Below are 14321 nucleotides of genomic sequence, written 5' to 3'. Positions count from 1 at the left end.
ATGTCACTGATCAAAGACATCCAGACCCTGGAACCCGGCAACGAGGTCCTGCTGTTCGAACTGGACGGCTCGGATTTCGGAGCCGACATGCTCAGGTTCCACGGGCATGCGATTCCGCACACGGCCGAGGAGCTGACCGCCGCTGGTGCAAACGCCGACCAGCTGCCGGCCAAATCGATCTGGTGGCAGGGTAACGAGTACGGCGCCTGGCCGATGCAGATCGATGGCATCGAAGCGAACTCGGACGGTACCGCCGTGCGCCCCACGCTGACCGTGGGCAACGTCAACGGCCGGATCACAGCCCTGTGCCTGGCCTTCGACAACCTGCTCGAGTTCAAGCTGACCATGCGCCACACGATGGCGCGTTACCTGGATGCGGTGAATTTTCCGGCAGGCAACCCGGAGGCCGACCCCACCGAGGAAGCCATCGAGGTCTGGTACATCGACCAGAAGGTGTCCGAGAACGGCACTACTGTTTCTTGGGAGCTGGCCAGCCCGGGCGATGTGGGCGGGGAGACGATTGGCCGGCAGATGACCCAGCTATGCCACTGGGCAATGACTGCCGGATACCGTGGTCCGAACTGCGGATACACCGGCCCTTACTATGACCTGGACGGCAACCCCACGGACGATCCGGCCAAGGACCAATGCAACGGCTGCCTCGACTCAGGCTGTACCGTTCGCTTCGGCCAGGGCAACCGGCTGCCATTTGGCGGCTTCCCGGCTGTTTCCCTCATCGCACGGAGCTGACCATGCGCAAACACATCCTCGCCGCCGTGCAAGCGCACGCTGCGGCGGAGTACCCGCGCGAGTGCTGCGGGCTGATCATCGCTGTTGGCCGCTCCCACAGGTATATGCCGTGTGAAAACGCCGCCGCCGACCCTGCTGAAGAGTTCCGGATTTCGCCGGAGCAGTATGCTGAAGCGGAGGACCAGGGCGATGTAATCGGCATCGTGCACTCCCACCCGGACGCAACTAGCAAGCCGTCGCCACGCGACCTTGCCATGTGCGAAGCCACGGGTCTGCCCTGGTACATCCTGTCGTGGCCGGAAGGCGACCTGCGAAGCGTCACGCCAACCGGTCACACACCACTGCTTGGGCGTCCTTTCGTGCACGGCGCCTGGGATTGCTGGCAGGTCTGCGCGGACTGGTACAAGCGCGAGTGGGGGTTGGAATTCCCGACCTATGCCCGGGAGGACGGGTGGTGGGAGCAGGCAGATGGCCCAAGCCTTTATGAACAGGCATACGAGGCCGCTGGCTTCTACCAAGTCGGCCAGCCACAACGCGGCGACATGGTCGTCATGGCAGTGGGACGCACCGCGCACCCGAACCATGCCGGCATCTACCTGGGCGCCGACGCACAGCTGCCCGAGGAGCACGCCCAAGTCTTCGGGCCTGGCCCCTTCATGCTGCACCACCTGCTCGGCAGGCCATCAGAAATCATCGTGTTCGGCGGCCCCTGGCTCGACCGGGCGCGCCTCGTATTGCGTCATCAAGACGCGAAATGAAGCGGCTGAGCCGCAGGAGTGAATATGCACAGCAATGATCCGTATAAGCCAGTCATCGCCTGGCGTGGGCATCTCCGCAAAGTCCCTGATCGCGAACCAGTTGAGCTCGATGTTCAGGACGGGCGCGCTGAGTATGTGCTCAGCGGCCCTTATAGCCTCAGTGAAGGCAGTCGAATTGAGGTAGTTAACGGAGAATTGCTGTTTAGCGGGACGGCACTCGATTGAGGTGCCCGAACAGCCTGGCCAAGTCACCGAGCGCATGGATGTATTGCAGCTCGTGAGCCTGGATCAAAGCGACTTCCTTGCCAGTCGAAACCAGTGCGTCTCGAACTTGATCGAATTTCATTTCAGCCAAGAAGGCGTGAATGCCGCGTGCCTCCTCGACGCCGGTCAGTGATATTTCTGCAGCTTTCGCTACGACCTCTTCATCACGGGTGATGAGAAAATACGGGAAAATTGTCTGCATTGAGCTTCCTAGGCATTGATTCCCAGTCCATGGGCTTTCCGGCAACGGACCGGGGCGGCTCATTGGAGGCATAACGCTACTACGGCAACAGGCAGTCGGGTTACTGGCTTTCTATCCAAGCTGGATGCCCGACCAGTTTCTGAAACCTTCGCGGTCTATGCTTGCTCAAAGCATTGAGCAAATGCCGCCAGCGAAGGATCAAGGACATGGACTACTCCAGCATGGCTGAATCGTTGGAAAAGATGCTGCGGGAAGGTGCAAAGGAGGAAAGCCAGTCGAATGACGAGCCACAGACTAAGAAATCCGATTCCGAGGTCGAGGTGATCCCTCAGTCTTCGGAAGTAGCTCTCAGTATAGGAAGGGGGTGTTCTGTAGTCGCAGTGTTTTGCCTTTTCTGTTCCGGGGGAGCATCGGCAATCACCCAGTCAAGCTCGATGCCTATGGCTTTTGAGAGATGCGAAGAGGCCAGCACTCAAATCATCGCTCAGTTGAACTCCCCGCCAAGGCATGTAGAGCAGTTGGTGAATGTGCCAGGCGCAAGAGTGACGCGAGTTTCTCTTGAGGACTCAACTGTCTTGATCACCTGTGACGCTGAGGAAAAAAGGGTTCTGATAGAAAGGTCGAATGAGCGGCCAACGCCTTAAAGCATTTTGGTGCTGATCTCTCGCAATGCCCAGCCTCGCGCTGGGCTTTTGTACTCATCATTGAGATAAATCCTGTCTATGCTCCTGTGGTGTCTATGTTCTATTTCTGGCGGGGGTAGGGGTATGAGGCATCCATTAAATCTCTTATTCGCATTAGCACTGGTTGGGTGCTCAGGCAAAGTTATTTTCTATGATAAATTGACTGACGCATGCAGAGGCGAGTTCTGTGAGGGCATTCCCTTCTACCGCTTGGTGCCTGAGCCTAGTTACTATATTCACGACCGAATACTCGATAAAAATGGTGTTATGACCCATTACGCAGGAGGCATGAGCAAAGTGCCCCTGTGTACAGTAACCTATATTACTGAGTGGAATATGGTTCCCCAAGGCCATCAAAGCCTTATTCGGTACGAGCCGAAGCCATTTGAGAGTTCACAGTTCTCAGTCGATTTAAGAGAGAACGGCACCCTTGCCAAGGTGGGCACCGCGTCTACTCCCGGTACGCAGACCGCAACTAGCGCGCTAAATAGTTTCATCTCGACTGTAAGGCTGGCAACGGGCGGCTCAGCAACGATGGCGCTTGGTCAAGCCCCCACAATTAGACTTCCGAGTGACCCTCCTTGCACTGATGGAAAGATATCGATAGAGGTCATTGGAAAAGCCAATCCGGCTGAGCCGCCGGCAGGCAAGCCAACACCTTCTCCGGCGTGTCGCGATCGTGTTACCCCAGACTGTGTATGATAGCTATGCGATTGTTTGGGTTCTGGCATGGCTGAATGGTAAATTTCTTCCTTCATCAAGGAGGGATCACATGCGAATTCTGATCGGTGCGGTGGGGCTGGCGTTGCTGGCTGGGTGTGCTTCGATGAATGAAAAGCGTGCTGACGGGCCGGCTTATGCCGCTAACAGTTTGAAGTCCGTAGATCAGGTCGCAGAGTGCGTATTGTTCTCTTGGCAGAATCAATCGCTGATGGGCGCCCACTATGCTGCTGCCATCCAGCCATTGGCGGGAGGAGGGAAGACAGTAATCAGCGCTGGTGAGGTTGAGTTTGCTGATTTCCAAGCATTGCACGATAAAACCAATGTAAACCTTTACTTCCAGACCGGTCTGATGGACTGGAGGAAAAGTCGACGAATTGAGGCAGTTAAGAGCTGCCTCTGAACAAGCCGCCTCCGGGCGGTTTTTTCTTGCCTGGAGAAACGTATGCCCGGCTCAGCGATTCAGTACACCCCCATGACAACCATTAAGCTGTCCGGCTCATTGGCACGGAAGTTCGGTCGCACCCACCGGCGGCAGCTCGACAGCGGGGATACCTGGGAGGCTTTTAAAGCTCTGGCAGCCACCCTGGCTGGGTTCGAAGATGAGATTCGCCGCCTTGATGGGATGGGGTTGCGCTTTGCGGTATTCCGGAATCGGCACAATGTCGGGGCTGACGAGTTTAGTCGTGGCGGCGTCCGCGAGTTACGCCTGGTTCCAGTAATCGGTGGAAGCAAGCGGGGCGGGTTACTGCAGACGGTTGTAGGTATCGCGCTCATCGCTGCCGCGACGATTGCTACAGGTGGATTTGGCGCAGCGTTCGCGGCTGGTGCAGGTGGTTGGGGCGTTGCGGCTGCGGTTGGTGCATCCATGGCCATCGGCGGCGTCATCCAGATGCTCAGCCCTCAGCCAAAGGGGTTATCCACCAGCGCCGCGCCCGAAAACAGACCGTCCTACGCCTTCGGCAGTGCGAACAACACCACCGCCAGCGGCAACCCTGTCCCTATCTGCATCGGCGACCGCCGCTGGGGCGGGGCGATTATCTCTGCCTCCATCGAGGCGCAAGATAAGGTCTAGTCAGTTGACTGCCTTGCACTTTTTCAGTACTTTTCAGCTACGTTGTACAAGTTGCATGAGATCGGCGCCTAACGGCGCTTTTTTATGCCTGTAGAAATGCCAAAGCCCCGGACGTGAAAGCGTGTCGGGGCTTTTTTGTGCCCGCGAATCCCCTCGGGGATACCGGTGCAGGCTAGGTCAGATCAACCGAAAAGGGACGGTTTTGCTCCGCCTACGCCCCTGCCTGCACCGCCTTCTTCAGGCGGAAGGAGCTACCCATGAACAACAACGTCATTCCGTTCCACTATGAAGGCCAGGCCGTTCGCTTCAATAGCGAGGGCTGGGTCAACGCTACCGATGTGGCCAAGCGATTTGGCAAGCGTCCAGTGGATTGGCTCAAGCAGGAAGATACCAAGCTGTACATGCAGGTGATGGCGGATGCTTTGGGCTTAGACACCAAAGTGACTCAGGGTCACTTTGGTCTGGTGCGTACTGCTCGCGGCGGCAAATCTCCGGGGACATGGCTCCATCCGAAGCTGGCGGTCGTGTTTGCGCGATGGCTAGATATGAAGTTCTCAGTCTGGTGCGACCTGCACATTGACGCTCTGCTGCGCGGTGAGCTGAATGAAAAGCAGCAGTTCGATCGTGCTTGCCGCGCGCTGGACGATGGACAGCAGGTCGCCAGCCTAAGTGGACGCGAACTGGCTCGATGGAAGGGGCGCAAACCCGCTCTGGTTCATCAGGTCGAGTACTGGCGCGAACAACTTCAGATGACGTTAGGACTCGATGCGGCCTGAGCGCCGCTCGACATAGCAACCGCCTCCGGGCGGTTTTTTATTGCCCGGAGGAAAGCATGGGCCCAGCAGATCAACTGGATATCACTGGCGCCAAGGGCGGCAGCAGCAAGCCGAAAACGCCTGTCGAGGCTCCTGACAGCCTACAGTCGACCAACATCGGCAAGATTCTAATTGCCGTGGGCGAGGGTGAGTTCGACGGCGCTCCCACTGACCGTGACATCTTCCTCGACAATACCCCGATCGTTGATACCAGCGGCAATGTGAATTTCCCCGGGGTGAAGTGGGAGTGGCGACCAGGTTCGGTCGAGCAGGACTACATCCAAGGCATCCCGGCGATCGAGAACGAGACCACCGTTAATGTGGAGCTGCGTAGCGACAATCCATTTGCCCGTGCTCTGAGCAACACCCAGCTCTCGGCTGTGCGCGTGCGAATGGTCTGGCCGCGCCTGGCGCAGCAGGACAGCAGTGGCAATACCAATGGCTACCGCATTGAATACGCCATCGATATCGCTACCGATGGTGGCGCCTATGTCGAGGCACACTTGGGGGCGGTGGACGGCAAGACCACCAATGGCTACCAGCGCTCGGTGCGCGTGAACCTGCCAAAAGCAACGTCCGGCTGGATGCTGCGCGTGCGTCGCATCACTCCGAATGCCAACAGCGGCACTGTGGCCGACACGATGACCATCGCTGGCTACACCGAGATCATCGACCAGAAGCTGCGCTACCCGAATACCGCGCTGCTGTACATCGAGTTCGATGCTCAGCAGTTCCAGAACATCCCGGCCGTGACAGTGAAGTGCAAGGCTAAGCGCTGGCCTGTGCCGAGCAACTACGATCCTATTGCGCGTACTTATACCGGCGCATGGGACGGCACCTTCAAGCAGGCTTGGACCAACAATCCTGCGTTCGTCACCTATGGCGTGTGCGTGGAAGATCGCTTCGGTCTGGGCAAGCGCATCAAGTCGTGGATGGTCGACAAGTGGGAGATGTACCGCATCGCGCAGTACTGCGACCAGCAGGTTCCGAATGGGCAGGGTGGTCAGGAGCCACGCTTCCTGTGCGACATGAACTTGCAGGGCCGCGCCGAGGCCTGGACTCTGCTGCGCGATCTGTCGGCAATCTACCGGGGCATGGTGTACTGGGCCCACGGCTCCCTGTTCATGCAGGCGGACATGCCGCGCGCCCAGGACATCGACTACGTGTTCACCCGGGCGAACGTCATCGATGGTGAGTTCGTCTACGGCGGTGCCGAGCGCAATACGCACTACAGCCGCGCCCTGGTCAGCTACGACAACCCGGCCAACAACTACGACACCGACGTCATTCCGGTGACGGACAACGCGCTCCAGCGCCGGTACCGGGACCGTCCGGTGGAAATCTCAGCCATCGGGTGCACCCGTGCGTCCGAGGCTCAGCGCCGCGGCAAGTGGGCGTTGCTCAGCAACAGTCAGGACCGCACCGTCACCTTCAAGACTGGCATGGAAGGCCGGATTCCCCTGCCTGGCTACGTCATTCCCGTAGCTGACGAATTGGTGGCGGGTCGTCCGAACGGTGGACGGATCTGGGCGGCAGCTGGCCGCGTTATCACCCTGGACCGTGACACGCCGATCAAAGCTGGTGACCGGCTGATCCTGAACCTGCCGAACGGGACCGCTCAGGCGCGCACTGTGGCATCCGTCCGCGGGCGTGCCGTGACTGTGACTACTGCATACGGCTTGCAGCCAGAGCCGGAGCTGCAGTGGGCGATCGACTACGACGATCTCGCTGTGCAGCTGTTTCGCGTGCTCAAGACCACCCGCACCCAGGAAGGTGACTACGAGATCACCGCGCTCGAGTTCAATCCGAGCAAGTTCGCGGCGATCGACACCGGCGCCAAGCTGGATGAGCGTCCGATCAGCGTGATCCCGGTGACAACCGTGCAGCCCCCGGCCAGCGTAACGCTGTCGTCTGCCCACATGATCGACCAGGGCATCGCCGTCAGCACCATGACCATCGCCTGGCCGGCAGTGGAGGGTGCTGTCGCCTATGACGTGGAGTGGCGCAAGGACAATGGCAACTGGGTAAGCGTGCAGCGCACTGGGGCAGCGTCTGTGGACGTAGTCGGTATCTACGCTGGTGCTTATCTGGCGAGGGTGCGAGCGGTTAGCGCATTCGACATTACATCGATGTGGACGAGTTCTGTCCTTACCCAGCTCACAGGAAAGGAGGGCTCGCCGCCATCTGTCACCTTCCTCGAAGCAGAAAGCCTTCTATTCGGAATCGGCATCAAGTGGGGCTTCCCGACCGGTGCCGATGACACGCAGCGTACCGAACTGTGGTACAGCGAGGGTACAGACTTGAGCTTGGCTACCAAGCTGGCTGACTTGGCGTACCCGCAAAATGAATACGTCATGCAGGGCCTGCGTGCTGGCCAGCGGTTTTACTTCTGGGCGCGCCTAGTAGATCGGTCTGGCAACATTGGACCGTTCTACCCTGTCGAGGGTACCTACGTAACCGGTGCGGCCAGCGCCGATGCGGGGCCAATCCTTGAGCAGATCGCTGGCGAGATCCTCGAAAGCCACCTTGGCCAGCAACTCACCGAGAAGATCGACCTTATCGATGGCAACGGCCCTGGGTCGGTGAACGAGCGAGTGGGTACCGCCAAGACCGAGCTGGCTCAGCAGATCAGCGAGGTCAACGATGCCCTCAGTACCACCAAGGGCAATCTGGAGCAGCAGATTGCTGCTACAAACCAGAATGTCGCGAACGCTAAATCTGCCCTCGAGCAGCAGATCGCCGTTGTGGATGGAGAGGTCGACGCTGCCAAAGCCGACCTGCAGCAGCAAATAAACAATGTGTCCGCGCTGGCCGGCTCGCTGCCGTACAACAAAGATAAAACCTACACCACCAACCAGGGCGTGCTGGGATCTGATGGCAAGCTGTATCAGGCGCTGAAGGCTGTACCGAAGAACACCCCGCCGCCGGACGCGACCTACTGGACCGACGTTGGCCAGGCTATTGTCACGGCGGCCGGCACGGCTTCGCGTGTGTCGAAGGTCGAAACCGACGTGTCCACGCTGGACGGCAAGAGCACGGCCCAGGCGTCGCAGATCGGCGGGTTGCAGTCAGGGCTGACGGCAACCAACCAGAACGTGACCGCTGCCCAGCAGGCCGCAGATGCGGCAAACACGCTGGCGGGTGGCAAGGGCAAGGTGATCATCCAGGCAGCGGCCCCGGCCGTTGCTGACCGTTTGGCGCAGAACCTGTGGATTGATACCACGGGCAACGCCAACACGCCGAAGCGCTGGAACGGTACCACCTGGGTGGCGGTCACGGACAAGGCGGCTTCCGATGCGGCGGCCGCCGCCCAGTCGGCGCTGTCTCAGGTCGCCTTGAAGGCCGATGCCACCGTGGTCAACAACGTGGCCACCCGGGTCAGTGAGGCCGAGGGCAAACTGTCGTCCCAGGCCACCCGCATGGATGGGATGCAGACCAGTATCGACGGCAAGGCCAGTTCACAGGCCCTGCAACAGGTGACCAGCCGAGTAACGGCCACCGAGCAAAAGGACGTGGCTCAGGATCAGCAGCTAAGCTCGCAGAGTTCGGCCATCGTCTCGCTGACCGACAGCGTATCCAAGAAGGCCGAGGCCTCGACCGTCCAGGCCCTGAGCAATGAGGTCAACCAGCACGGCCAGGACCTCAGCGCGCAGGGGCAGTCGCTGACCAAAATCAATGCGGCCTTGCCGTTGGTGGGCGGCGAGAACCTGGTCTACAACCCGTCATTCGACACGCCGGACCCCACCACACCGCTGGTTGCCGATGGCTGGTGGTATGACAGTTCGAGCGCTCCGGTTAGCCGGGCGCCTTCGCTGGTTGGCTCCACCCTGGCCCCGGGTTTTGCTCAGCGCCTTGACGTGGCAGGACTGACTTCGAGCAGCTGGGCGCGGGTTTATGGCCGGGCCAACCGCCGGTTCAAGGTGGTGCCTGGCAAGACGTACACCGCTTCGGTGTACATGCGCGGCACGGCCGGCCTACGTATTCTGCCGCAGGTGTATGGCGTCAGCGCCGATGGCGTCAGCAGCAATTCGTGGGCCGGAGTTCGTGTTGATGCCAGCGACACGTGGGCCCGCCTATCGGTCACGTTCACCGCTGATGCCAATACCGCGCAAATCTACCCGGCGTTTGTGGTGTATGGCGGCGCGTCGGCGTCTGCCGGCTTTATCGAGGGCGACCAGTACCAGATCGAGGAAGGCGCGCTGGCCACCGGGTGGCGCGACAACGGCCAGGTCAACAGTGGCAATCAGGCGTCGACCGCGACAGCGGTGGAAGCGCTGAACGCCAAGGTGACCCAGCAGGGCGCCGACCTGACCAGTGTGTCGAGCAAGACCACCAGCCTGGAAAACAGCCTGGCAACTACCAACGGCAACGTCACGACGGCGCAGCAGGCTGCACAAGCTGCGTCCGATGCAGCCGGGGCCAAGGGCAAGGTGTTGTACCAGTCGACTGCGCCGGCCGTGGCGGATCGACTGACCCAGAACCTTTGGATCGATACCACGGCAAACGCCAACACGCCCAAGCGTTGGAACGGCTCGGCGTGGGTCGCAGTGACGGACAAAGTCGCCACGGATGCGGCTGCTGCTGCCCAATCGGCGCTCAATCAGGTTGCAACCAAGGCCGATGCGAGCGCAGTCCAGACGCTGACAAACCGTGTGACCAATGTAGAAGGAACCTCCACAGCCCAAGGCCAGTCGCTGACTGCGCTCCAGGCGAGCCTCACTACGACCAATCAGAACGTCACTGCCGCCCAGCAGGCGGCGCAGGATGCCTCGGCGCTGGCTGGTGGCAAGGGTAAGGTGCTGGTTCAGTCTGCCGCGCCGTCGGTGGCTGATCGGTTGGCTCAAAACCTATGGATCGATACGACCGGAAATGCGAACACGCCCAAGCGCTGGACGGGTACGGTCTGGGAGGCCGTTTCCGACAAGGTCGCAACTGACGCGGCGGCTGCAGCCAGCAGTGCCTTGAATCAGGTTCAAACCAAGGCTGACGCTTCAACCGTAGCTGCGCTGACCAACACAGTCACTCAGCAGGGCACAAACCTGGCAGCCCAGGGGCAGTCACTCACCAACATCAGCGCCAGTCTGGGCCGAGTGCTGAGCAATTCGGAGAAGGTCTACCAGTCAGTCTTCAGTGACATGGCAACCGACAGCTGGGTCCGTACGGTGACGAACCCCGGTACGACTATCACGTACGAGAAAACTGCCGGGAACGTGAGCGGCGCCACCATGACGCTCGACAGTGGCTCAGGTAACTTGAACTGCTGGGTGGCGTCGTCTCGGAAGGTCAGGTTCGAGCCAGATCGTCTCTACAAGCTGTCCGGAAGAGTCCAGCAACTGTCCCAAGGTGCAGGGGCCGCCAGGACCTACATGGGGCTCGACGCTTTTGCCGAAGACGGGGCAACCCGTATCAGCGCAAGTGGCGCCAATACGCATGCAGGGTCTCACTACGTGCTCATGTCGGCCGTAACCTTGCCGGTAGGTACGTGGGTGGAGGCCACGATCTACGTCAAAGGGCATACGATTGGTGCAGAGAGCGGGGCCGCCGGCGCGGGAACGATCACTGACCCGAAACGCATGAAGACGGGGACTGCCTGGATCTCCCCAATGCTGATCACTGGCTATGATGCCGTTGGTGGCAAGGTCTCGGTCGACTACTTCATCATCGAGGACGTCACCGAACAGGTGCAAATCGACAGCAATGCCTCTGCTACAAGCGCGTTGACATCCCGCGTCACGCAGAATGAGCAAGGACTTGCATCGCAGTCGTCTTTGATCACGAACCTGCAGTCGGGGCTGACGAGCACAAACGGAAATGTTGCCGCGGCTCAGCAGGCAGCTCAGGCGGCCTCCGATCTGGCGGGCAGCAAGGGCAAGGTGATCGTGCAGTCGGCTGTGCCCGTCACCGCAGACCGCTTGGCGCAAAACCTTTGGATTGACACCACAGGTAATGCCAACACCCCGAAACGCTGGAGCGGAAGTGCCTGGGTCGCGGTTACTGACAAGGTAGCGACCGATGCTGCAGCTGCTGCTCAGTCCGCGTTGTCCCAGGTCGCGACAAAAGCCGAGGCCTCCTCGCTTCAGGCGCTGACCAACACCGTTACGCAACAGGGGCAGCAGATCACCGCAGACGGCCAGGCAATCACCCGAATCGATGCTTCGTTGACTCAGGTGAAAGCTGACACCGCCGCCAACGCGCAGGCTACCTCAGCCCTTACCGGCCGCGTCAGCGCGAACGAAGCCGGGATTACCAGCGCATCGAACCAACTGACTCAGCTGGACAACAGCCTTGGTGACGTGGGCGGCGAGAACCTGGTTTACAACTCATCTTTCGAGAAGGAGAGCACAACCTCAGGGGTGGCAGACGAGTGGTGGTACGACGGTACTGGCGGGACCAGAGCACCGAGCTTGGTGCCGTCGACGATAGCGCCTGGGCGAGCTCAGAGGCTTGACGTCACGGGGCTGGGCCCCAGCCTCTGGGCCAGGGTCTATGTGAAGTCGACACGGCGATTCAAGGTTACGCCTGGCAAGACTTACACGGCTTCTGTCTACATGCGCGGCACCCCAGGGCTGCGCATTCTGCTGCAAGTCTATGGCGTCAATGCCTCAGGTTCGAACACCACTTCTTGGGGCTCGACCAGGACTGATGCCAGCGACGCATGGGTTCGCCTGACCCATACATTCACGGTGGATGCTGCCACCGATGCTGTGTACCCGTCCGTGGTCGTCTACGGTGGGGCCAATGTCAGCGACGGGTTCATTGAGGCGGACCAATACCAGGTGGAGGCGGGGACCCGAGCGAGCGGCTGGCGAGACAACGGGCAGGTAGTGGCGCTGCAGCAGGCGGCAACATCAGCAGCGGTTGACTCCCTCAGTTCCAAGGTGACCCAGCAGGGCGCGGACTTGGTCAGCGTGTCGAGCAAGACCACGAGCCTTGAAAACAGCCTCACCACTACCAACGGCAACGTCACTACGGCGCAACAGGCCGCCCAGGCGGCTGCCGATGCTGCTGGCGCCAAGGGCAAGGTGTTATATCAATCCACCGCGCCGGCTGTGGCGGATCGGCTGGCTCAGAACTTGTGGATCGACACCACCGGCAACGCCAACACGCCGAAGCGGTGGAGCGGCACGACCTGGCAGGCGGTGACGGACAAGGTGGCCACGGATGCGGCAGCCGCTGCCCAGTCTGCGTTGTCGCAAGTGGCGCTGAAGGCGGATGCCTCTGCATTGCAGACGCTAGGCTCCACGGTCTCGCAGCAAGGCACCACGCTGACGAGCCAGGCGGCCTTGATCACCCAGATCAAGGCCTCCATGGGGCAGCAGCCAGATAACCTCATTTTGCGGGGGGCGTTCGAAGACGGAGTTTCAGATCCTTGGACGGCTGGACCAGTGATTGTCGGGGTTTCGGCGCATCCCTCGGCCAGCAAAGCGATTGCGTTCTATGGCAACAGCTTCTGCGGCCTTGAGCGCAACGTGTTGACCAAGGGCGGCGAGCAGTTCGACCTGTCGGCCGATATCTTCGCGGGCTACATGACCAGCGGGCAGATGGCCCGGATGCAAATGCAGTTCTTCGACAAAGCCGGCGCGGCCATCAGCTACTTGGACGCCTTTGCGGTGGTGTCCGGGCTTGGTTCTTTCAAAGCCTATGCCGGTCGGATCACCGCCCCGGCCGGCGCCGTATCGGCACGGTTCGTGACCCGCCTGGAACCTTCGGACGGCAGCGGCCGGGCGCTGTGGTGCAATATCGTGGCGCGCCGGGTATCGGAGGCCGAAGCCGCCACGGCGAACGCTGTCAGTAGCGTGACCAGCACCGTCAACCAGCAGGGTGAAAAGCTCTCTGCCGAGACGCAGCGAATCGATGTGTTGTCTGCATCGGTCGGCAGCGCCCAGTCAGCGATCCAGAACGAGATCACGGCACGGACCAACGCCGATTCGGCGCTCAGCGAGCAAATCCAGACCACGCAGTCGACCTTGGGGGAGACGACTGCATCTGTACAGCGAGTCAGCACGACGCTCAACCAGCTCAATGGCGTGGCGAACGCCTCGGAAGTGGTCAAGGTTCAGATTACCGCCAATGGCATCCGCCATGTGGCCGGGTTTGGCCTGAGCATCGACAACTCCAAAGGCGCGGTGCAATCGACGTTCGCGATCCTGGCAAACAGGTTTGCGATTCTCAACCCTTCTGGCGATGCAGTTTCAAGCCCGTTTGCCGTGGTCGGCAACCAGACGTTCATCAGTGATGCGTATATCCGGGACGCAAGTATCGGTAACGCCAAGATCACGAACGGTGCCATCACCACCGTGAAGATTGGTGAGGCGGAGGTGGACACGCTGCGCATCCGGGGTAATGCGGTGACGATCCCGGTAGGCGCTTTCGCAGGGTCCAACACGGTCAGCGTCACTGTAACGCTCGATGGCAACTATCCGGTGTTCCTGCAGGGGTCTTTGACGCAAACCTATCAGTCGGATATCAGCATGACCCGTAACGGCGTTCTGCTCTGGACGGAGCGGCCCCAGAACTCAACGCTAGCAAGTCGCGGTGTGATGGATTACCCGGGGCCTGGCACGCACACCTACACCCTTTCCTCAAACCACGCCGGTAACACTAACGGCGCCTCGATTCTTGCGGTGGTATGCAAACGATGAGCAGATTGACCTTGGATGAGGGCGATCCGTATGAGGTCGTCTCGTACTTTGTTACGGATCAGCAGAATGTGGTTATTCAGTCAGGCACTTCCCAGCGCCTGCACTTGAATGACCACGCCATGGGCGGCGTGCTGCACCTTGGCACGGCGCCGCAGGGGCGCTTCAAGTACATAGACGGCGAGTTTGAGTCCTACACGCCTGAGATCAGTTATGACCTGGCGCGCCGGGACGGGTACCCGCCCATCGAGGAACAGCTGGACATGCTCTGGCACGCCATGGATCAGGGGCTCATGCCCAAGGCTGAGCCTTTCTACACGACCTTGCAGAAGGTCAAGCAGCAACACCCCAAAACCTGAATGCTACAAACCAATCTATGCCCGCTGAGCGCGGGCTTCTTTTTGTCTGGAGAAAA

General features: G+C 60.2%; 9 protein-coding genes. 8 read left to right on the top strand and 1 reads right to left on the bottom strand.

Annotation, left to right across the window (positions count from 1 at the left end; all coding sequences use genetic code 11):
* Both APH36_RS08685 and APH36_RS08680 read left to right on the top strand, forming a co-directional pair.
* Nucleotides 1–750: a phage minor tail protein L gene (locus APH36_RS08685; RefSeq protein WP_060498299.1), complete on the top strand. Its 750-nt coding sequence runs from the start codon at nt 1–3 to the stop codon at nt 748–750.
* Between the two features lie 2 nt (nt 751–752).
* The gene (locus APH36_RS08680; protein ID WP_060498298.1) at nt 753–1508 is read left to right on the top strand and encodes a C40 family peptidase; all 756 of its coding nucleotides are present in this window, start codon (nt 753–755) and stop codon (nt 1506–1508) included.
* 202 nt (nt 1509–1710) lie between these two features.
* Here the strand turns inward: APH36_RS08680 and APH36_RS08675 are convergent, their stop codons facing one another.
* Nucleotides 1711–1974, bottom strand: a complete 264-nt coding sequence (locus APH36_RS08675) for a hypothetical protein (protein ID WP_023662116.1) — start codon at nt 1972–1974, stop codon at nt 1711–1713.
* A 206-nt stretch (nt 1975–2180) separates the two neighbouring features.
* Between APH36_RS08675 and APH36_RS08670 the strand changes: the two genes are divergently transcribed.
* The 6 genes from APH36_RS08670 (at nt 2181) to APH36_RS08645 (ending at nt 14265) form a co-directional block, all read left to right on the top strand.
* Nucleotides 2181–2618: a hypothetical protein gene (locus APH36_RS08670; RefSeq protein WP_060498297.1), complete on the top strand. Its 438-nt coding sequence runs from the start codon at nt 2181–2183 to the stop codon at nt 2616–2618.
* A gap of 811 nt (nt 2619–3429) precedes the next feature.
* Entirely contained in the window at nt 3430–3780 is a 351-nt protein-coding gene (locus tag APH36_RS08665) for a hypothetical protein (protein WP_060498296.1), read from the top strand.
* A gap of 42 nt (nt 3781–3822) precedes the next feature.
* A complete protein-coding gene (locus tag APH36_RS08660) occupies nt 3823–4452 on the top strand; it encodes a tail assembly protein (RefSeq protein ID WP_060498295.1) in 630 nt (209 codons plus the stop codon).
* Between the two features lie 257 nt (nt 4453–4709).
* The gene (locus tag APH36_RS08655; protein ID WP_024087007.1) at nt 4710–5228 is read left to right on the top strand and encodes a KilA-N domain-containing protein; all 519 of its coding nucleotides are present in this window, start codon (nt 4710–4712) and stop codon (nt 5226–5228) included.
* Between the two features lie 56 nt (nt 5229–5284).
* Nucleotides 5285–13909, top strand: a complete 8625-nt coding sequence (locus tag APH36_RS30655) for a DUF1983 domain-containing protein (RefSeq protein WP_082426359.1) — start codon at nt 5285–5287, stop codon at nt 13907–13909.
* A complete protein-coding gene (locus tag APH36_RS08645) occupies nt 13906–14265 on the top strand; it encodes a hypothetical protein (protein ID WP_060498294.1) in 360 nt (119 codons plus the stop codon). Before APH36_RS30655 ends, APH36_RS08645 begins: the two co-directional genes overlap by 4 nt.
* Nucleotides 14266–14321: the final 56 nt, after the last annotated feature.

Source organism: Pseudomonas sp. NBRC 111133 (genome assembly GCF_001320605.1).
Lineage (GTDB): Bacteria > Pseudomonadota > Gammaproteobacteria > Pseudomonadales > Pseudomonadaceae > Aquipseudomonas > Aquipseudomonas monteilii.
Note: the sequence above shows the minus strand (reverse complement) of the source record. Positions and strands in the feature narration are given on the sequence as shown.

Coding starts and splice junctions, on each gene's coding strand:
- APH36_RS08685 (WP_060498299.1), top strand. CDS start 1: ATGTCACTGATCAAAGACATCCAGACCCTGGAACCCGGCAACGAGGTC.
- APH36_RS08680 (WP_060498298.1), top strand. CDS start 753: ATGCGCAAACACATCCTCGCCGCCGTGCAAGCGCACGCTGCGGCGGAG.
- APH36_RS08675 (WP_023662116.1), bottom strand. CDS start 1,974: ATGCAGACAATTTTCCCGTATTTTCTCATCACCCGTGATGAAGAGGTC.
- APH36_RS08670 (WP_060498297.1), top strand. CDS start 2,181: ATGGACTACTCCAGCATGGCTGAATCGTTGGAAAAGATGCTGCGGGAA.
- APH36_RS08665 (WP_060498296.1), top strand. CDS start 3,430: ATGCGAATTCTGATCGGTGCGGTGGGGCTGGCGTTGCTGGCTGGGTGT.
- APH36_RS08660 (WP_060498295.1), top strand. CDS start 3,823: ATGCCCGGCTCAGCGATTCAGTACACCCCCATGACAACCATTAAGCTG.
- APH36_RS08655 (WP_024087007.1), top strand. CDS start 4,710: ATGAACAACAACGTCATTCCGTTCCACTATGAAGGCCAGGCCGTTCGC.
- APH36_RS30655 (WP_082426359.1), top strand. CDS start 5,285: ATGGGCCCAGCAGATCAACTGGATATCACTGGCGCCAAGGGCGGCAGC.
- APH36_RS08645 (WP_060498294.1), top strand. CDS start 13,906: ATGAGCAGATTGACCTTGGATGAGGGCGATCCGTATGAGGTCGTCTCG.